Source organism: Pseudomonas sp. W5-36 (genome assembly GCF_046540455.1).
GTDB classification, from domain to species: Bacteria; Pseudomonadota; Gammaproteobacteria; order Pseudomonadales; family Pseudomonadaceae; genus Aquipseudomonas; species Aquipseudomonas graminis_B.
The window spans coordinates 478,165-496,588 of the sequence record NZ_JAXCIQ010000002.1 but is presented as its reverse complement, the minus strand read 5'-3'; the positions used below and the strand labels follow the sequence as shown (position 1 = coordinate 496,588).

General features: G+C 60.4%; 16 protein-coding genes. 11 read left to right on the top strand and 5 right to left on the bottom strand.

From position 1 onward, the window contains the following. Window positions 1-5 precede the first annotated feature (5 nt). From SLW74_RS05240 to SLW74_RS05230, 3 genes are all read right to left on the bottom strand, one after another. Window positions 6-1,010 (bottom strand): asparaginase, encoded by a 1,005-nt coding sequence (locus SLW74_RS05240; protein ID WP_410928312.1) that lies wholly within the window; start codon window positions 1,008-1,010, stop codon window positions 6-8. A 30-nt stretch (window positions 1,011-1,040) separates the two neighbouring features. Continuing rightward, window positions 1,041-2,495: an alanine/glycine:cation symporter family protein gene (locus tag SLW74_RS05235; RefSeq protein ID WP_065988174.1), complete on the bottom strand. Its 1,455-nt coding sequence runs from the start codon at window positions 2,493-2,495 to the stop codon at window positions 1,041-1,043. A 199-nt stretch (window positions 2,496-2,694) separates the two neighbouring features. Then, complete coding sequence (locus SLW74_RS05230) at window positions 2,695-4,119, bottom strand: aspartate ammonia-lyase (protein ID WP_410928311.1); 1,425 nt, start codon at window positions 4,117-4,119, stop codon at window positions 2,695-2,697. Window positions 4,120-4,332: 213 nt separating this feature from the next. Here SLW74_RS05230 and SLW74_RS05225 point away from each other — a divergent pair, with 213 nt between their 5' ends. The 5 genes from SLW74_RS05225 (at window position 4,333) to SLW74_RS05205 (ending at window position 8,015) form a co-directional block, all read left to right on the top strand. Further along, complete coding sequence (locus SLW74_RS05225; protein ID WP_065988178.1) at window positions 4,333-5,232, top strand: LysR substrate-binding domain-containing protein; 900 nt, start codon at window positions 4,333-4,335, stop codon at window positions 5,230-5,232. Between the two features lie 223 nt (window positions 5,233-5,455). Continuing rightward, a complete protein-coding gene (gene purE / locus SLW74_RS05220; protein ID WP_065988179.1) occupies window positions 5,456-5,947 on the top strand; it encodes a 5-(carboxyamino)imidazole ribonucleotide mutase in 492 nt (163 codons plus the stop codon). Between the two features lie 7 nt (window positions 5,948-5,954). Beyond that, on the top strand, window positions 5,955-7,037 hold the full coding sequence (locus tag SLW74_RS05215; RefSeq protein ID WP_296312614.1) for a 5-(carboxyamino)imidazole ribonucleotide synthase: 1,083 nt from the start codon (window positions 5,955-5,957) through the stop codon (window positions 7,035-7,037). A gap of 116 nt (window positions 7,038-7,153) precedes the next feature. Further along, window positions 7,154-7,399 carry a GlsB/YeaQ/YmgE family stress response membrane protein gene (locus SLW74_RS05210; protein ID WP_037016790.1) on the top strand — a complete coding sequence of 82 codons (246 nt, stop codon included), beginning with the start codon at window positions 7,154-7,156 and terminating at the stop codon, window positions 7,397-7,399. A gap of 79 nt (window positions 7,400-7,478) precedes the next feature. Further along, window positions 7,479-8,015 carry a DUF3299 domain-containing protein gene (locus tag SLW74_RS05205; protein ID WP_065988181.1) on the top strand — a complete coding sequence of 179 codons (537 nt, stop codon included), beginning with the start codon at window positions 7,479-7,481 and terminating at the stop codon, window positions 8,013-8,015. 184 nt (window positions 8,016-8,199) lie between these two features. Here SLW74_RS05205 and SLW74_RS05200 read toward each other — a convergent pair whose 3' ends face one another. Continuing rightward, window positions 8,200-9,111 (bottom strand): D-hexose-6-phosphate mutarotase, encoded by a 912-nt coding sequence (locus SLW74_RS05200; protein ID WP_410928310.1) that lies wholly within the window; start codon window positions 9,109-9,111, stop codon window positions 8,200-8,202. A 106-nt stretch (window positions 9,112-9,217) separates the two neighbouring features. Continuing rightward, complete coding sequence (locus tag SLW74_RS05195; RefSeq protein ID WP_037016781.1) at window positions 9,218-9,619, bottom strand: acyl-CoA thioesterase; 402 nt, start codon at window positions 9,617-9,619, stop codon at window positions 9,218-9,220. 380 nt (window positions 9,620-9,999) lie between these two features. Here SLW74_RS05195 and SLW74_RS05190 point away from each other — a divergent pair, with 380 nt between their 5' ends. The 6 genes from SLW74_RS05190 to phoU all read left to right on the top strand — a co-directional run bounded on the left by SLW74_RS05190 (window position 10,000) and on the right by phoU (window position 18,339). Continuing rightward, a complete protein-coding gene (locus tag SLW74_RS05190) occupies window positions 10,000-11,298 on the top strand; it encodes an MFS transporter (protein WP_410928309.1) in 1,299 nt (432 codons plus the stop codon). 148 nt (window positions 11,299-11,446) lie between these two features. Continuing rightward, a complete protein-coding gene (locus SLW74_RS05185; protein WP_410928308.1) occupies window positions 11,447-12,427 on the top strand; it encodes a phosphate ABC transporter substrate-binding protein PstS family protein in 981 nt (326 codons plus the stop codon). 185 nt (window positions 12,428-12,612) lie between these two features. After that, entirely contained in the window at window positions 12,613-14,898 is a 2,286-nt protein-coding gene (locus SLW74_RS05180) for an ABC transporter permease subunit (RefSeq protein WP_410928307.1), read from the top strand. A gap of 15 nt (window positions 14,899-14,913) precedes the next feature. Then, window positions 14,914-16,584, top strand: coding sequence for a phosphate ABC transporter permease PstA (gene pstA / locus SLW74_RS05175; RefSeq protein ID WP_410928306.1), 1,671 nt, complete (start codon window positions 14,914-14,916; stop codon window positions 16,582-16,584). A gap of 111 nt (window positions 16,585-16,695) precedes the next feature. Beyond that, entirely contained in the window at window positions 16,696-17,529 is an 834-nt protein-coding gene (pstB, locus tag SLW74_RS05170) for a phosphate ABC transporter ATP-binding protein PstB (protein WP_065988194.1), read from the top strand. 51 nt (window positions 17,530-17,580) lie between these two features. Beyond that, the gene (gene phoU / locus SLW74_RS05165; RefSeq protein ID WP_410928305.1) at window positions 17,581-18,339 is read left to right on the top strand and encodes a phosphate signaling complex protein PhoU; all 759 of its coding nucleotides are present in this window, start codon (window positions 17,581-17,583) and stop codon (window positions 18,337-18,339) included. Window positions 18,340-18,424: the final 85 nt, after the last annotated feature.

The following is an 18,424-nucleotide window of genomic DNA, read 5'->3' as shown; positions in this document are numbered from 1 at the left end:
GTCGCTCAGCGCAATTCCCCACACATATCCAGCTCCACCAACCGCCGCACGTCATCCCCATTCAGTCCAGCCCCCAACAGTGCATGCAGCTTGCCGAATGCGGCTTCGCGGGTCATGCCGCCGCCGGACAGCACGCCGACACCGCGCAGACGACTGCCGGCCTCATACACATCCAGTTCGACGCCGCCTTCGTGGCATTGGGTAATCGCCACGACGACGACGCCTTGCCGGTGCGCACGCCGCAGGCTGGCAAGAAAGTCGGCGTTATCGCTGGGGCCCGTGCCGCTGCCGAAGCATTCCAACACAAGACCCTGAATACCGCTGTCGATCAGACCGTCGAGCTGAGCGGCGCCAATGCCGGGAAACAGGGGCAGCACGGCGACGTTCGCCAGTTGCCTGGGCTGACGATAATCCAGTGCCGCTGGCAACGCCGATGCGGCCTCACCACCCCGAGCGCGATTAAGTGCCGCGAACGGATTACGGCCGAAGCTGCGGATCTTCGCGCAACGAGTGGGCTCGAGCAGCTCGCCGTGGAAGTACAGATGCACACCCGAGGCGAGCCCGTGACCCAACGCCTGCAAGGCGCCGTTGACGTTTTCCCAGGCATCGCTGTCGGGAACCCCCGCTGGCAGCATGGAGCCGGTGAACACCACAGGGGCATTCAGGCCCAACAGTTGAAAGCTCATGGCCGCTGCGCTGTAGGCCAGGGTGTCGGTGCCGTGCAGGATCAGCACGGCATCGCAACCTTGCGCTTCAATTGCTTCGACCACCGCCTCACGCAAGCGCTGCCAGTAGGCGGGCGTCATGTTGGCGCTGTCGATCAGGGGAGACATTTCGCGGAACGTCCACTGCGGCACGACCATTTCGGGCAGTGCAGCCAGTTGCTCAGCCATGCGCGCTTCAAAACCGGAAGCGGGTGCCAGCCCGTTTTCGCTGGCCTGCATGCCGATGGTTCCACCGGTATACAGCACCATCACCTGGCGGGCTGGTGCGTGGTTTTCGCGGTTCATGCCTGTCTCCCTGGATTAACGTTCAAATGATCAACGCGGGTCCGCGACGGGTTTGCCGCTGATCGCTTGCGCGTGGGCCGCAGGCTGAGCGGCATCAGGCTTTGGCCAGGCTTTCAGGTCCAGGTCCAGATCGGGGAACTGGCTGGAGTCGAAGACTGGCGTCTTGATGCCGGCTTTACGCTGGGCATCGTAGTCGTTCAACACCCGCAGCGCGATTTTGAACAGCATCGCCAACGCGATCAGGTTGACGAAGGCCAGCAGCGTCATGGTGATGTCGGCGAAGGCGAACACCGTGCCCAGATCTTCAACGGCGCCCCACAGAATCAGCGCAAGGACCAATACGCGATAGAAGAAGATCGCCTTGCGGTTCTCACCCAGCAGGAAGCGCAGGCTGTTTTCGCCCAGGTAGTAGTTGTAGAGGATGGAGGTGAACACGAACAGCGCCAGCGCCACGCTGATGAACAGCCTGCCCCAGTCACCGACGACGGCGGCGAGGGAGTTCTGCGTCAGGGCAATACCATCGCCTTCGAAGCCAGGCGTGTAGAAACCCGACAGCAGGATCAGCAGCGCGGTGCAGGTGCAGATGACGAAAGTGTCGAGGAATACGCTGAACGCCTGAACCACACCCTGTGCAACCGGGTGCTCGACCTGAGCGACCGCTGCAACGTTGGGCGCACTGCCCAGCCCGGCTTCGTTGGCGAAGACGCCACGTTTGACGCCCATGACAATGGCGCTGCCGATCAGGCCACCGAACACTTCATCCATGCCGAACGCGCTTTTGACGATGGTCATCAGCATGTGCGGAACGTGTTCGAACTGCACGCCGATGACATACAGCGTGACGGCGATATAGACCAGCGTCTTGATCGGCACCAGCAGGTCGGCGACCTTGGCGATGCGCTTGATCCCGCCGACGAACACCAGACCCAGCAGAATCGCCAGACCGACGCCGGCGTAGCTCGGCGAGATCTTGAAGGCGTCGTTGAGCGAGTGGGTCACGGCGTGGGATTGCAGGCCGTTGAAGGCAAAACCGAAGGTCACCAGCAACAACACCGCCATGATCATGCCCAGCCAGCGTTTGCCCAGCCCGTGCTGAATGTAATACGACGGACCGCCGCGGAACTGGCCTTCGGCGTCGCAGCGTTTGTACAGTTGGCCGAGGGAGCATTCGAAAAAGCTGCTCGCCATGCCGACAAGGGCAGTGACCCACATCCAGAACACTGCGCCGGGGCCACCCAGGGTCACGGCAATGCCGACGCCTGCGATGTTCCCGGCGCCAACACGGCCGGCAAGGCTCAGCATCAAGGCCTGAAATGAACTCAACTGGCCCGCGCTGCTGCGCAGACTGTCGCGAAACACGGCGAACATGTGAAAGAAGTGACGGAACTGAACGAAACGCGAGCGAATCGTGAAATATCCACCGAGCCCTACAATGAGCACGATCAGTACTTTTCCCGAGAGGAAGTCGTTGATGACTTCAAGCATTGGTGTTTCCTCGCTTTCTTAGAGGGTGCGCACTATACCGGCGCGCGTTATTGGAGTCTTTATCCGGTTTGTTTCAAGCCCGAATGATGCTGGGCAAAAAAAAGGGCCTGGAAGCGTGTGCTCCCGGCCCTCAAAAGGGTGAGGGGTGTCTAGACCCTCAGCCTGGTGATCATGTTGCAAGTGCTGCAGAGCCGGACGATCAAGCCTTCAAGGGCACGAGTCGCGGCGCAATCATGTTCTCGGGGCGCAGGATGTCCGCCAGCATGACGTCATCGAGCAAGCCCTCTTCACGCACCAGTTCCAGCACGCCGCGACCTGTTTCGAGCGCGACACGGGCAATGCGAGTGGCATTTTCGTAGCCGATGTACGGGTTCAGCGCAGTGACGAGGCCGATCGAGTGCTCGACCAGCTCACGGCAGCGCACTTCGTTGGCGGTAATGCCGACGATGCAGTGCTCGCGCAGCATGTCCATGGCGCGCTGCAGCAGGCGGATCGAGTCGAAGATCTTGTAGGCGATCAACGGCTCCATCACGTTCAGCTGCAACTGGCCTCCTTCGGCCGCAATGGTCAGTGCCAAGTCGTTGCCCATGATTTCGAAGGCGCACATGTTCACCGCCTCCGGAATCACCGGATTCACCTTGCCCGGCATGATCGAGCTGCCTGGCTGACGGGCAGGGAGGTTGATTTCGTTGATGCCGGTACGCGGGCCGCTGGAGAGCAGGCGCAGGTCGTTGCAGATCTTCGACAGCTTGACCGCGGTGCGCTTGAGCATCCCGGAGAACAGCACGAAAGCACCCATGTCGGAAGTCGCTTCGATCAGGTCCGCAGCCGGCACCAGCGGCTGGCCGCTGATGGTCGCCAGACGCTGAACGGCCAGGTGCTGATAACCAGGGTCGGCGTTGATGCCGGTACCGATGGCAGTACCGCCGAGGTTAACTTCGGTCAGCAGCTCAGGCGCCAGGCTGCGCAGGCGGTTGAGGTCTTCTGTCAAGGTGGTGGCGAAGGCGCGGAATTCCTGACCCAGGGTCATTGGCACCGCGTCTTGCAGTTGGGTACGACCCATTTTCAACACGTGGTTGAACTCGTGGCCTTTGGCCGCGAACGCCTGAATCAGGCTGTCGAGGCTGGCGAGCAGCGCGTCGTGGCCCAACAGCAGACCCAGGCGAATGGCCGTCGGGTAGGCGTCGTTGGTGGACTGCGCCATGTTCACGTCGTTGTTCGGGTGCAGGAATGTGTATTCGCCTTTGGCATGGCCCATCGCTTCGAGCGCGATGTTGGCGATGACTTCGTTGGCGTTCATGTTGGTGGAGGTGCCGGCGCCGCCTTGAATCATGTCGACGACGAACTGATCGTGGAAATCACCGCGGATCAGCCGTGCGCAGGCTTCGCTGATGCCCGCATGTTTCTCGTTGCTCAAATGGCCCAGCTGATGGTTTGCGTCCGCTGCTGCCTGCTTGACCATCGCCAGCGCTACGACCAGCTTCGGGTAGTGCGAAAGCGGAACGCCAGAGAGGCGGAAGTTATGCACTGCGCGCAGGGTCTGGATGCCGTAATACGCTTCAGCGGGTACTTCGAGAACGCCAAGCAAGTCTTTTTCGATGCGAAATGATGCAGCGGAGGACATGATAGAGAAAGTCTCAAGATGGGCACGGACTAAGCCGGAACGCCCTTGATACTAGGCCTGTAGGCTATTTTGGACCAATGCTGTAAAACGCTGCCCTATGCGCAATCGGCATAATGTCGCGGTGACGTGGGGATTGTTGCAAGCGTGTGAATCAGTGTATGACGCTCCCGTTTGCGCCTGCGTATGCGTAACTTCTTTTAGGTTGGAGAAACGATGAACCTGGAAAGCAAATGGCTGGAAGACTTCAGTGCGCTGGCCGCGACCCGCAGTTTTTCCCAGGCAGCGGAGCGTCGGTTCGTCACGCAACCGGCTTTCAGCCGGCGCATTCGCAGCCTCGAAGCAGCCTTGGGGCTGACGCTCGTCAATCGCTCGCGCACGCCGATCGAACTGACAGCGGCGGGGCAGTTATTCCTCGTCACCGCGCGCACCGTGGTTGACCAGCTCGGCGAAGTGCTGCGTCATTTGCACCATCTGGAAAGCGGGCAGGGCGAGGTCATGCAGATCGCTGCGGCGCACTCGCTGGCACTGAGTTTTTTTCCCCGCTGGATCGCGCAACTGCGCAACGAAGGGCTGAACATTGCCACGCGCCTGGTCGCCACCAACGTCGGCGACGCGGTGCACGCGCTGCGTGAAGGCGGCTGCGATCTGATGCTGGCGTTCTACGACCCCGACGCGGCGCTGCAAATGGACGCCGAGATCTTCCCGTCGTTGCATCTGGGCGTGACCGAAATGCTGCCGGTCTGCTCGACGGACGAAGAGGGACGGCCGCTGTTCGACCTGGAAGGGGAGCAGAGCGTGCCGCTGCTGGCGTACAGCGCAGGTGCGTTTCTGGGTCGCTCGGTGAACCTGCTGTTGCGCCAGCGTAGCGTGCGCTTCACGACGATTTACGAAACGGCAATGGCCGACAGCCTCAAGGGCATGGCGTTGCAGGGGTTGGGGATCGCATGGGTGCCAAGGCTGAGCGTGACGGCGGAGCTCGAACGGGGAGAGCTGGTGATCTGCGGCGGCACTCAGTGGCACGTCCCGCTGGAGATTCGGCTGTACCGCTGCGCCTTGGTTCGCAAGGCCAATGTCCGGCTGCTGTGGCGCAAGCTGGAAGCCGGCGGCACCTAACCGGCTGCCTGACCTTGGAGTCAGTAAATCCGGGCTTCCACGGGCCGGTTTGGCGGGCTGACGGGAGGTCGCCGGCAGCCTGTCAAACGAGGATCTTTGCGGTATACTCCGCGGCCTTCGGCCGGTTCGACTGGTCATCATTTGTACAACAAGCCACGCCGGTCCTCCCGCGTGGCTTGTTGTTTTTAGCCGCGCCTGCGGGCGCCCGATGAGAGGCACGACGATGAGCGCACTGGTTGGCGTGATCATGGGCTCCAAGTCCGATTGGTCCACCCTTAGCCACACCGCCGACATGCTTGAAAAGCTCGGCATTCCGTACGAAGTCAAAGTGGTTTCGGCGCACCGCACGCCCGATCTGCTGTTCAAGTACGCCGAAGAAGCCGAAGGCCGTGGCATCGAGGTGATCATCGCCGGCGCCGGTGGCGCCGCTCACCTGCCAGGCATGTGCGCTGCCAAGACTCATCTGCCCGTTCTGGGTGTCCCGGTTCAGTCTTCCATGCTGTCGGGCGTCGATTCATTGCTCTCCATCGTGCAGATGCCTGCCGGCATTCCGGTCGCGACCCTGGCCATCGGCAAAGCAGGCGCGATCAACGCTGCGCTATTGTCGGCCAGTATTCTGGGCGCCAAGCACCCACACTTCCACGCAGTGCTGAAGACATTCCGCGCTGAGCAGACAGACAGCGTTCTGGACAATCCAGACCCACGCGAGGCCTGAGGTTTTCATGAAGATCGGCGTAATCGGTGGCGGCCAGTTGGGTCGCATGTTGGCACTGGCGGGCACTCCGCTGGGGATGAACTTCGCCTTCCTTGACCCTGCACCGGACGCCTGCGCCGCTGCCCTTGGTGAGCATCTGCTCGCTGATTACGGCGATCAGGAACACCTGCGCCTGCTGGCGAATGATGTTGATCTGGTCACCTTCGAATTTGAAAGCGTGCCGGCTGAAACCGTCGCTTTCCTGTCGCAGTTCGTGCCGGTTTACCCGAGTGCCGAAGCACTGCGCATCGCCCGCGATCGCTGGTTTGAAAAAAGCATGTTCAAGGACCTCGGCATCCCGACGCCGGCGTTCGCTGACATCCAGTCCCAGGCGGATCTGGACGCTGCGGTAGCCAGCATCGGTCTGCCGGCCGTGTTGAAAACCCGCACGCTGGGTTATGACGGCAAGGGCCAGAAAGTCCTGCGCACCCCTGAAGACGTGAGCGGCACCTTCGCCGAACTGGGCAGCGTGCCGTGCCTGCTGGAGGGCTTTGTGCCGTTCACCGGCGAAGTCTCGCTGATCACCGTACGCGCCCGTGATGGCGAAACCCGGTTCTATCCGTTGGTTCACAACACCCACGACAGCGGCATTCTGCGCCTGTCCATCGCCAGCACCGATCACCCGCTGCAGGCGCTGGCTGAGGATTACGCCGGTCGCGTGCTCAAGCAGCTGGATTACGTGGGGGTGCTGGCCTTTGAATTCTTCGAAGTCGATGGCGGCCTGAAAGCCAACGAGATCGCCCCGCGCGTCCACAACTCGGGCCACTGGACCACCGAAGGCGCCGAGTGCAGCCAGTTCGAGAACCATCTGCGCGCTGTTGCCGGTCTGCCGTTGGGTTCGACGGCCAAGGTCGGCGAAAGCGCGATGCTCAATTTCATCGGTGAAGTGCCGGCAGTGGATCAGGTCATCGCCGTCGAAGATTGCCATCTGCACCACTACGGCAAAGCCTTCAAGGCCGGGCGCAAGGTCGGCCACGCCACCGTGCGCAGCAAAGATCGCGCAACGCTGGATCGTCAGGTGAAACGGGTCGAAGCCTTGATCAAAAACTGATCACAGCGGTGTCCTGCACATCCTGTTGAACCATTCGCCACCGCTGCCCCTCTCATAGCGTGTTGCCGATAGCTAGCTAGGCTATTGGCATATTCATTCAAACAGAGGGACATGGCATGGGAATCATCGGAACCATCTTCATCGGCTTGATCGTAGGTCTGCTGGCGCGCTTCCTGAAGCCAGGCGACGACAGCATGGGCTGGATCATGACCATCCTGCTCGGCATCTGTGGCTCGCTGGCCGCCACTTATGGTGGTCAGGCGCTGGGTATCTATCGCGCAGGTGAGGGTGCAGGTTTCCTCGGTGCGCTCGTCGGCGCGATCATCCTGCTGGTGATCTACGGCATGATTAAAAAGCGTTAAGCACCGCTGGCCCTCTGCGCTATTGCTGCGCGGAGGGCTAGAATGCCCGGCACTCAACTCCTCCCGCCGAGCATCTCCAATGCGTCATCTCCTCTTCGTTTCACTGCTGCTAGTCTGCGGACTGGTACGCGCCGCTGAATTACCCGAAACCGACTGGCTCGAACTGATGCCGAAGTCGGATCAGAAAGCCCTCGAATCCATGCCCGAAATCGACCACAACTCGCCGGAAGGTCAGGGAACGTTCGACAGCAAGGGCGGTTTGAAGCAGAGCAAGGGCTTGCCTGCCGTCATGTACTCCACCAAAACCGTCGCGTCGATGAACGACAAAACCATCCGCCTGGGTGGCTATCCGGTGCCGCTGGAGACTGATGCGAAAGGCCACAGCACGCTGTTCTTCCTCGTCCCGTACCCGGGCGCCTGCATCCACGTGCCGCCACCGCCGCCGAATCAGCTGGTGCTGGTGCGCTATCCGAAAGGCCTGAAGATCTCCGACATTTACACACCGTTGTGGGTCATCGGCACGTTGAAGGTCGAGAAGGTCAGCAATGATCTCGCCGACGCCGCCTACGCGCTGGACGCGTCGAAAGTGCGTGTGGTGGTTGAGGCGGATTTGTAAGGACTGGCGCCGCGCACAGATCCCGATGGGACCGGCTCGACGCACTGTAGGACTGGCTTTAGCCGGGAAGACGTCGGGTGTTGCACCACAAAATTGATGGTGCTCAAACCGGCCCCTTCCAGGCTAATGCCGGTCCTACTAGTAGACTGCGTGCCTTCAGTGAGACTGGCTGTAGCGCTTACCGTCAGGCGTCTGCCAACGGCTCGGCCCAGATGCTGACGCTCAGCGCGTGCATATCACCCGGTTTGAGCGTCACGACGTCGGTCATGACGTTCGCCGTCTCAACGCACACCATGCTCTTCCAGCCATCAGCCTGCATATCGTCGAAGGTCTGGGTCTTGTCGATCCACGGGTTCCAGACGATGGCCGATTGCGAACCCGCCGTCTGAATCTGAATACGGCGTTCCCATGTCGGGTCGACCACTGAGATCAGGTTAGGCGTGTCCTGATAAATACGGTCCGTCTCGCCAGTGAACGTAATGTCACCCACCTGGACGTTCTGGGTGTCCCAGCTTTCCAGTGTGTTCAGGTACTCGACGCCATCCAGCCCTTCGATGCTGATCTGGGCCACGTCGCTCACCGCGAAATAACTGTGCAGCGCCTGGCTGAGCGTGACGTCTTCAGCACCAGCGTTGAAGCTCACCAGGCTGACATTCAGCGCGGCATCCAGGCGGATGTGCAGCTTCAGGCCAACGGCGTGCGGCCAGCCCGGCAAATGCCCTTCGGCCTGGGGCTGGATGAATTCGACGATCAATGCGTCGCCGTCCTCACCCACGCCCATCAACTCCCAGCCGATCGCCCGGACTTCACCGTGGGCCTTTGCCGGTTCATCGCTCTCGCGCATGGCCTGCACGCTTGGCGGATTGCGCTGCAAATTGCCAAACCACGGCCAGCAGATGGGCATCCCGCCGCGAATAGGCTTACCCGATTTGAACAACGCCCCCGGGTTGGACCAGATCAGCGGCTTATCGCCGTCCACCTGGTAACTGATGATATGAGCGCCTTGCTGGGCGATCACCAGCTCGGCCTGGCCGTGGCGGATGCGCCAGCAGTTAAGCTCACCGAGCTGGAAGGATTCGACGTTTGACGTAGGCATAGGGGTTCTCACTCGAAGGACAGTGACTGAATCAGACTGCGCCAAGCTTGATGAGTTTGTTGCGCAAAGCCAAGGGCGGGCACATCGGCCCGCCCGGGCTTAAGGATCAGCGTCGGGCAGGCACCGAGCGGGTACGGCCGCTGCCGTCGATGGCGACAAAAACGAACACCGCTTCGGTCACCTTGCGCCATTCGCTGGACAGTGGATCATCGCTCCACACCTCGACCATCATCTGAATCGAGCTGCGGCCGATTTCTAGGGTCTGGGTGTAGAACGACAACTGCGCCCCCACCGCGACGGGCACCAGGAACGCCATGCGGTCGATGGCAACAGTCGCCACACGTCCTCCGGCCACCTTGCTCGCCATGGCAGTACCGGCGAGGTCCATCTGGGAAACCAGCCAGCCGCCGAAAATATCGCCGAAGCCGTTGGTTTCGCGGGGCAGAGCGGTAATCTGCAGGGCAAGATCGCCCTGCGGTATCGGATCTTCTTGTTCGAGCTCAATCATTATTGGGTCCCTCTGACCCATGACTCTACTAAGTCTTCATTTTGTTTAAAGGGAAACTCTGCGAAAACGACTTGGGCAAATGGCTTCGCACAACTTCCCTGAAGAGCCCGGTTGAGTCGCGGCCGGCAAGTATATCGAGCGCGCCGTCTTGACACGACCGCCGCTTTTTCATGATGCCTTCGCGTCATTGCAATCCATGTGCATTTGTACGCAATTTGCTATCGTGCCGGACCGACCTGGCGCACTACGCCATTTTTGGCACGCAATTTTGATGCCCGATTAACTTTTCGAGTCGAGAAATCGCGTGTGAAGCCGTTACCCACGGTTGAGTCACCGTTGATTTTTCGCCCAAAGAGAGCCTCAAAAGAGAAGCCATTGTCATGTCCTCTGTGCCTTTAAGCGCCACACAGCCTTCGCGCCCGCTGAACCGTAACGATTATAAAACCCTTTCACTGTCTGCCCTGGGCGGAGCGTTGGAGTTCTACGACTTCATCATTTTCGTGTTCTTCGCAGCAGTAGTAGGCAAGCTGTTTTTCCCCGTAGATATGCCCGAATGGCTACGTTTGATGCAAACGTTTGGCATTTTTGCCGCCGGTTATCTGGCTCGGCCGCTGGGCGGCATCGTCATGGCGCACTTTGGTGACCTGTTGGGCCGCAAGAAAATGTTCACCCTGAGCATTTTCCTGATGGCCGTGCCGACGCTGATCATGGGCTTGCTGCCAACGTACGCGCAGATCGGCATCTGGGCGCCGATGTTGCTGCTGCTGATGCGCGTGATTCAAGGCGCCGCGATTGGTGGCGAAGTGCCTGGCGCGTGGGTATTCGTTTCCGAACACGTTCCCGCACGTAACGTCGGTTACGCCTGCGGTACCCTCACGTCCGGCCTGACGGCCGGGATTTTGCTCGGCTCGCTGGTCGCTACCTGGATCAACAGCGTGTACTCGCCCGTTGAAGTATCGGACTACGCCTGGCGGATTCCTTTCCTGCTCGGTGGTGTCTTCGGTCTGATGTCGGTTTACCTGCGCCGCTGGCTGCACGAAACCCCGGTATTTGCCGAGCTTCAGCTGCGCAAGCAGCTGGCTGACGAAGTGCCGCTCAAGGCAGTTCTGCGCGATCACCGTGGCGCCGTTGTGCTGTCGATGCTGCTGACCTGGCTGCTCTCTGCCGGTGTGGTGGTGGTTATCCTGATGACCCCGACCCTGCTGCAAAAGGCCTATGGTTTCGCACCTGCCGATACCCTGAAAGCCAACAGCCTCGCCATTGTCTTGCTGAGTCTGGGGTGTATCGGGGCTGGCGCGCTGGCGGATCGAGTTGGCGCGGGCCTGGTGTTCCTGTTCGGCTCACTCGGTCTGCTGGTGAGTTCGTGGACCTTCTACCACATGATCGGCACGCACCCGGATCTGCTGTATCCGCTCTATGCCATCACTGGTTTGTTTGTCGGCACTATCGGTGCCGTGCCCTACGTGATGGTCAAGGCCTTCCCGCCGGTGATTCGCTTTACCGGATTGTCGTTTTCCTACAACTTGGCGTACGCCATCTTTGGCGGCTTGACGCCTATGGTCGTCAGCCTGATGTTCGCTGCCAACCCGATGGGGCCGGCGTGGTACGTGGCGATTCTTTGCGCCATGGGCATGGGGATCGGTATTTTCCTGATGAGAAGAAAGCCGGTCGAATCCTGATCGAACCATAGATAACCCCCCCCCCGCTGAAACCGAAGCCGCCAGTCGTTATGACTGGCGCCTTTCATTTGATTGTCATATTCCGGTCATAGAGTGGTCACATGGCCATCAGCGATGGCGGCACTCTTCACCTCGCCAGGAGCAATGCATGACCTTCAAACGTTTGATGACGGCGCTGACTTTCGTGGCGGCTGGCGTGACTGTCGGCAATGCGTGTGCCGCCGTCGACCCGGCAATCAAGCCCTATGTCAAAACCAGTGGGGTCTCCGGGAATCTGACCAGCGTGGGCTCCGACACACTGGCCAACCTGATGACGATGTGGGCCGAGGCCTACAAGAAAGAATACCCAAGCGTGAACATCCAGATTCAGGCCGCCGGCTCTTCGACAGCGCCGCCCGCATTGACTGAGGGCACCGCGACCCTGGGGCCCATGAGCCGCAAGATGAAAGACGGCGAATTGTCGGCCTTCGAGCAGAAGCACGGCTACAAGCCGACGGCGATTCCCGTGGCGGTGGATGCGTTGGCAGTGTTCGTTCACAAGGACAACCCGATCAAGGGCCTGACGCTGCAGCAGGTCGACGCGATCTTTTCCGCCACCCGGCTGTGCGGCGCCAGAACCGATGCAAAAACCTGGGGCGATGTGGGCGTGACGGGGGATCTGGCCGGCAAGGCCATCCAGTTGTTCGGGCGTAATTCGGTTTCCGGCACCTACGGTTATTTCAAGGAAGTGGCGCTGTGCAAGGGCGACTTCAAACCCAACGTCAACGAACAGCCCGGCTCAGCGTCAGTGGTCAGCTCCATCAGCAATTCGCTGAACGGCATTGGCTATTCAGGAATTGGTTATAAAACATCCAGCGTGCGCACCGTGCCCCTGGCGAAAAAAGAAGGCGGCGAGTTCGTCGAAGACAACGAAGCCAACGCGCTGAATGGCACCTACCCACTGGCGCGCTTCCTTTATGTCTACGTCAACAAAGCGCCGAACAAACCGTTGAATCCGCTTGAAGCCGAGTTCGTCAAATTGATCCTGTCAAAACAAGGTCAGGAAGTTGTCATGAAAGACGGGTACATTCCGTTACCAGCCAAGGTCGCTAGCAAAGCCTTGGCTGATCTGGGGCTACAAGAACGGTAGCGAGCACGCTGCCCAGACAACCCTGAAGCGGGGTGACAGGTTCGTCCCGCCACAAACGACAAAGGCCTTATGGAACGAGGCTCGCAGAATACTGAACAGTCCGTTGCCCCGATTCAGGGGCGGCGGGCTTTTTTGCGTCACCTCGCTGTCATGTATTTGTCATACACAGCGGCTACGGTGTGCGCATGAATGATTTGGCCAATTCATCAATGACCGAAAACCCCCGTCCCGAGCGCATCGATTTCAATGCGCCCGAGCTGCAACGCAAGCGCAGGATCCGTGCGCTCAAAGACCGTCTGACGCGTTGGTACGTCTTAGTCGGTGGTCTTGCCGTGTTGGCCGCCATCACGTTGATTTTCTTCTATCTGGCTTACGTCGTTGCGCCGTTGTTCCAAGGGGCGAAACTGACGCGCAGCGATGCTCAAACGCCTGCCTGGCTGCAGGATGCCGGCAAGCCGATGGTGTTGGCCATCGAAGAGCAGAATCAGGTCGCCATGCGCGTGTCCGACAAGGGCGAAGCGCTGTTTTTCCACCTCAAGGACGGCGGCGAGATTTCCCGAGTGGCTTTGCCGATCCCTGCTGGCGCGAAAGTGACGTCGGTGGCGCAGGATCAGCCCGGCAAGCCTTTGATCGCGGTTGGCCTGTCCAACGGCCAGGTGCTGGTGTTCAAGCACGCTTACCCGATCAGCTATCCCGACAGCAAAAAAACCATCACCCCCACGATTACCTATCCCTACGGCGAGACGCCGCTGGTGCTGGACGAAGGGAGGCGGGCGATCGAGCACGTCAGTCTGAATGCGAGCGACACCACCCTGATTCTGGCCGGCGCAACCGGTCCCCAGCTGCACGTGTTGTCGCTGACCCAGTCTGAAAACCTGATGACGGGCGAAACGACTCGCGAGCAGAAGCGAATCGAGCTGCCGCAGCTGTCGGCGGCCGTTAAAGCCATCTACGTCGACCCACGCCAGCAGTGGCTTTACGTGATCAATGGTCGCGCGCTGGTGGATGTGTTCGACCTGCGGGATCGCACGTTGAACGGCCGCTACAAACTGCTTGAAGACGCCGATGCCGAAACTACCGCGAGCACGCAACTGGTCGGTGGCGTCTCTCTGGTGATCGGCAGTTCCCGAGGCAATATCGCGCAGTGGTTCATGGCGCGGGACGTCGATGGCGAGATGCATCTGCAGCACATTCGGGATTTCAAAATGAGCGGCGCACCGATCTCCCTGATCACCGCCGAGCAACGCCGCAAGGGCTTCATCGCCATGGACACCTCCGGCAAGCTCGGTGTGTTCCACAGCACCGCTCACCGCACGCTGCTGATCGACCCGATTGCCAGCGGCCCGGCCGTGATGGGCTTGTCGCCGCGGGCGGATCGCATCGTCGTTGAGGACAGCGGCAAGCTGCTGCCCTTGAGCCTGAAAAACCCGCACCCGGAGATTTCCTGGAGCGCCCTGTGGGACAAGGTCTGGTACGAAAACTACGACGAACCCAAATACGTTTGGCAATCCACCGCATCCAACAGTGATTTCGAGCCCAAGCTCAGCCTCGCACCCCTCACTTACGGCACGCTCAAAGCCGCGTTCTACGCCATGCTGCTGGCCGCACCGATTGCCGTCGCTGCGGCGATTTACACCGCTTACTTCATGGCGCCGCGCATGCGCCGCAAGGTCAAGCCGATCATCGAGCTGATGGAAGCGATGCCGACGGTGATTCTCGGGTTCTTCGCCGGGCTGTTTCTGGCACCGTATCTGGAAGGGCATCTGCCGGGCATCTTTAGCCTGCTGATCTTTACCCCCATCGGCATCTTGTTGGCAGGGTTCGGCTGGACGCGCTTGCCTGACTCGATTCGTCTGCGGGTGCCCGACGGTTGGGAAAGCGCGATTCTGATTCCGGTCATTCTGCTGATTGGCTGGGTCTCACTGAGCATGAGCCCGCACTTGGAAAACTGGTGGTTCGGCGGCGACATGCGCTCGTGGATCACTAACGACCTGGGCATCACCTACGATCAGCGCAACGCACTGGTGGTCGGGATCGCCATGGGCTTTGCGGTCATCCCCAACATTTACTCGATCGCCGAGGACGCCGTGTTCAGCGTACCGCGCGGTCTGACGCTCGGCTCACTGGCCCTCGGCGCCACGCCGTGGCAGACGCTGGTTCGGGTGGTGATCCTCACGGCCAGCCCGGGGATTTTTTCTGCGCTGATGATCGGCATGGGGCGCGCCGTCGGCGAAACCATGATCGTGCTCATGGCCACCGGCAACACGCCGATCATGGACATGAACCTGTTCGAAGGCATGCGCACGCTCGCGGCCAACGTAGCGGTGGAGATGCCCGAGTCGGAAGTGGGCGGCAGTCATTATCGCGTGCTGTTCCTCGCCGCCCTGGTGCTGCTGATGTTCACATTTGTCATGAATACCTTGGCGGAGCTGATTCGTCAGCGCCTGCGCAAGCAGTATTCGTCTCTTTAGGGCAGGTTGAAACCGATGAAGCAGACCTCCCTCAAGCGATGGTTCAACAGTGGCGCCCCCGGCGTCTGGCTGAGCGCGGGCGCGGTGTCTGTCGCGGTGATCATGACCATCGGCCTGCTGGCGGTGATCGCCGTGCGCGGGCTGGGACACTTCTGGCCCGCCGATGTGATTTCCGCCCAATACGACGTTCCCGGACAGGAAAGCCACGTGTTGGTGGGCGAGCTGGTTCAGTCTGAACAAGTGCCACGCGCAAGGCTCAAGGCCGCCGGGTTGCCAGTCCTTGATCGGGGGCCGGAGTTCATGACCCGCGATCTGTTCAAGGTCGGCAACCGGGACATCAGCCCCAGCGATTTTAACTGGGTCATTGGCGAGTGGCTCAAGGACCCGCGCAAGCCAGCAGAATTGATGACCCTGGAGCGCCGCGAGTGGGGCAACTTTTACGGCTATCTGGTCAACGTCAAGGAAGACGGCAAAGTCGTCGCGCAAGGCGAAGCCGCATGGCCGCAACTGCAGGCGCGTATCGAGCGCGTGCAGGGGATTTCCGATCAACTGGATGACCTGGAAAAGGGCGAGATCGGCGCGATCAACCACGGGATCGAGCGGCTGCGTCTGCGAGCGCGCAAGCTTGAGCTGAACGGCGAACTCGACGCAGCGGCCCAGGCAGACATGGCCACTGAGCGTGCCGAATACGACGCCCGCTACAAAGACGTCGAGTCGCGGCTTGGCGCGTTACACGCCGAATACAATCGTGACAGCCTGACGGCCCGTGACGCCAACGGCAAAGAAATCGAGATCAGCATCGGCAAGGTGGTTCACGCGTATCAACCCAACGCCATGGGCACGATGACCAAGCTGGGGTTCTACTTCCAGAAGCTTTGGGAGTTTCTCAGCGACGACCCGCGCGAGGCCAACACGGAGGGCGGGATTTTCCCGGCGATCTTCGGCACCGTGATGATGACGCTGATCATGGCCGTCATCGTGACGCCCTTTGGCGTGCTCGCGGCCGTGTATCTGCGTGAGTACGCACGTCAGGGCGTGATGACACGCTTGATCCGCATCGCCGTGAACAACCTCGCGGGCGTCCCGGCGATCGTCTACGGCGTGTTCGGGCTGGGCTTTTTCGTTTACGTGCTGGGCGGTTCTCTGGATCAACTGTTCTTCCCCGAAGCCCTGCCGGCGCCGACGTTCGGCACGCCCGGCCTGCTCTGGGCGTCGTTGACTCTGGCGCTGCTCGCCGTGCCGGTGGTGATCGTCGCCACCGAAGAAGGCCTGGCGCGCATCCCGCTGACGCTGCGCGAGGGCTCGCTGGCCCTGGGCGCGACCAAGGCCGAAACCTTGTGGAAGATCGTTCTGCCGATGGCCAGCCCGGCCATGATGACCGGCCTGATTCTGGCCGTGGCGCGAGCGGCCGGTGAAGTGGCGCCGCTCATGCTGGTGGGTGTGGTCAAGATGGCGCCGTCGTTGCCGCTGGACGGCAATTACCCGTACCTGCACCTTGATCAGAAGATCATGCACCTGGGTTTCCATATTTACGACGTCGGTTTTCAAAGCCCCAACGTCGAGGCCGCGCGCCCGTTGGTGTACGCCACGGCCCTGCTGCTGGTGCTGGTGATTGCGCTGCTGAACCTCTCGGCGGTGACGATTCGCAACCGCCTGCGCGACAAGTACAAGGCGTTTGAAGACTGAGTCAGCGACAAGCGTCAAGCTTCAAGCGGCGAGCTAAAAAGCCGCATACCGTATCAGCACCACATTTGCAGCTTGCGGCTAAAGGCTTGCAGCTACGAACGGAGAGAGACCATGCAACACGAACCCCACGCCCACGGCATCAACATGTCTGCCCTGGGTCGCAAGCGCCAGGTGCTGGATCTGGCGAACGAAGCCGTTGCGCTGGAAGTGCCGGGGCTGGATCTCTTCTATGGCGAGAAGCAGGCGCTGTTCGACATCCGGATGAACATCCCGAAACAACGCGTCACCTCGTTCATCGGGCCGTCCGGCTGCGGCAAGTCCACGTTGCTGCGCACCTTCAACCGCATGAACGATCTGGTGGACGGCTGTCGCGTTCAGGGCGAGATCAAGCTCTATGGCCACGACATCTACACTAAAGGCGAGGACGTCGCCGAGTTGCGTCGCCGGGTCGGCATGGTCTTCCAGAAGCCCAATCCGTTCCCCAAGACCGTTTATGAAAACGTGGTTTACGGGCTGCGTATTCAAGGCGTGAACAAGAAGCGCGTGCTCGACGAAGCCGTCGAATGGGCGTTGCGCGGCGCCGCACTGTGGGACGAGGTCAAGGACCGCCTGCATGAGTCGGCGCTCGGACTTTCCGGTGGTCAGCAGCAACGTCTGGTGATCGCCCGCACCATCGCCGTCGAACCTGAAGTGCTGCTGCTCGATGAGCCGTGCTCCGCGCTCGACCCGATTTCGACCCTGAAAGTCGAAGAGCTGATCTACGAACTGAAATCCAAATACACCATTGTGATCGTTACCCACAACATGCAGCAGGCCGCGCGCGTGTCGGATTACACCGCGTTTCTGCACATGGGCAAGGTGGTCGAATACGGGGACACCGATACGTTGTTCACCAATCCGACCAAAAAGCAGACTGAAGACTACATAACCGGTCGTTACGGCTAGCACGTGTTTCGTCAGCCTTGAACCACCGCGCAATCAATCGGACGGACACTCATGATCAAAGACAGCCATACACATCACATCTCCCAGCAGTTCAACGCTGAACTGGAAGAAGTTCGCAGCCACCTGCTGGAAATGGGTGGTCTGGTCGAGAAGCAGGTCAACGACGCCGTTACCGCGTTGATCGAAGCCGACTCGGGCCTGGCCCAGCGGGTGCGCGAGGTGGACGACCGCATCAACCAGATGGAGCGCAACATCGATGAAGAGTGCCTGCGCATTCTGGCCCGTCGTCAGCCTGCTGCCTCCGACCTGCGTCTGATCATCAGCATCTCCAAGTCGGTCATCGACCTTGAGCGCATCGGCGATGAGTCCACCAAGATCGCCCGCCGTGCGATTCGGCTGTGCGAGGAGGGTGAGTCGCCGCGCGGTTACGTCGAAGTGCGCCATATCAGCGATCAGGTGAGCAAGATGGTGCGCGATGCACTGGACTCGTTCGCTCGTTTCGATGCCGATCTGGCGTTGTCCGTTGCGCAGTACGACAAAAATATCGACCGCGAGTACAAGACGGCGCTGCGTGAGCTGGTCACCTACATGATGGAAGATCCGCGTTCGATCTCCCGCGTGCTCAATGTGATCTGGGTGCTGCGTTCGCTGGAGCGCATCGGTGACCACGCGCGGAATATCTCCGAACTGGTCATCTACCTCGTGCGCGGTACCGACGTTCGCCACCTGGGCCTCAAGCGCATGCAGGAAGAAGTCAAAGGTCTGACCGCCGAAAGGATTAATGTTCTGGACGCGCCTGACGATAAATAAGATTGCCTGAGAAAAAACGCCTGGCGACCGCCGGGCGTTTTTGTTTCTCCGGTCTGCCCGTATTTTTTCAAGTCACCCGCGAATA

What these genes read in the sequence shown, in the direction of transcription:
- SLW74_RS05240 (WP_410928312.1), bottom strand. Translation starts at nt 1,010, where the DNA reads ATGAACCGCGAAAACCACGCACCAGCCCGCCAGGTGATGGTGCTGTAT.
- SLW74_RS05235 (WP_065988174.1), bottom strand. Translation starts at nt 2,495, where the DNA reads ATGCTTGAAGTCATCAACGACTTCCTCTCGGGAAAAGTACTGATCGTG.
- SLW74_RS05230 (WP_410928311.1), bottom strand. Translation starts at nt 4,119, where the DNA reads ATGTCCTCCGCTGCATCATTTCGCATCGAAAAAGACTTGCTTGGCGTT.
- SLW74_RS05225 (WP_065988178.1), top strand. Translation starts at nt 4,333, where the DNA reads ATGAACCTGGAAAGCAAATGGCTGGAAGACTTCAGTGCGCTGGCCGCG.
- purE (WP_065988179.1), top strand. Translation starts at nt 5,456, where the DNA reads ATGAGCGCACTGGTTGGCGTGATCATGGGCTCCAAGTCCGATTGGTCC.
- SLW74_RS05215 (WP_296312614.1), top strand. Translation starts at nt 5,955, where the DNA reads ATGAAGATCGGCGTAATCGGTGGCGGCCAGTTGGGTCGCATGTTGGCA.
- SLW74_RS05210 (WP_037016790.1), top strand. Translation starts at nt 7,154, where the DNA reads ATGGGAATCATCGGAACCATCTTCATCGGCTTGATCGTAGGTCTGCTG.
- SLW74_RS05205 (WP_065988181.1), top strand. Translation starts at nt 7,479, where the DNA reads ATGCGTCATCTCCTCTTCGTTTCACTGCTGCTAGTCTGCGGACTGGTA.
- SLW74_RS05200 (WP_410928310.1), bottom strand. Translation starts at nt 9,111, where the DNA reads ATGCCTACGTCAAACGTCGAATCCTTCCAGCTCGGTGAGCTTAACTGC.
- SLW74_RS05195 (WP_037016781.1), bottom strand. Translation starts at nt 9,619, where the DNA reads ATGATTGAGCTCGAACAAGAAGATCCGATACCGCAGGGCGATCTTGCC.
- SLW74_RS05190 (WP_410928309.1), top strand. Translation starts at nt 10,000, where the DNA reads ATGTCCTCTGTGCCTTTAAGCGCCACACAGCCTTCGCGCCCGCTGAAC.
- SLW74_RS05185 (WP_410928308.1), top strand. Translation starts at nt 11,447, where the DNA reads ATGACCTTCAAACGTTTGATGACGGCGCTGACTTTCGTGGCGGCTGGC.
- SLW74_RS05180 (WP_410928307.1), top strand. Translation starts at nt 12,613, where the DNA reads ATGAATGATTTGGCCAATTCATCAATGACCGAAAACCCCCGTCCCGAG.
- pstA (WP_410928306.1), top strand. Translation starts at nt 14,914, where the DNA reads ATGAAGCAGACCTCCCTCAAGCGATGGTTCAACAGTGGCGCCCCCGGC.
- pstB (WP_065988194.1), top strand. Translation starts at nt 16,696, where the DNA reads ATGCAACACGAACCCCACGCCCACGGCATCAACATGTCTGCCCTGGGT.
- phoU (WP_410928305.1), top strand. Translation starts at nt 17,581, where the DNA reads ATGATCAAAGACAGCCATACACATCACATCTCCCAGCAGTTCAACGCT.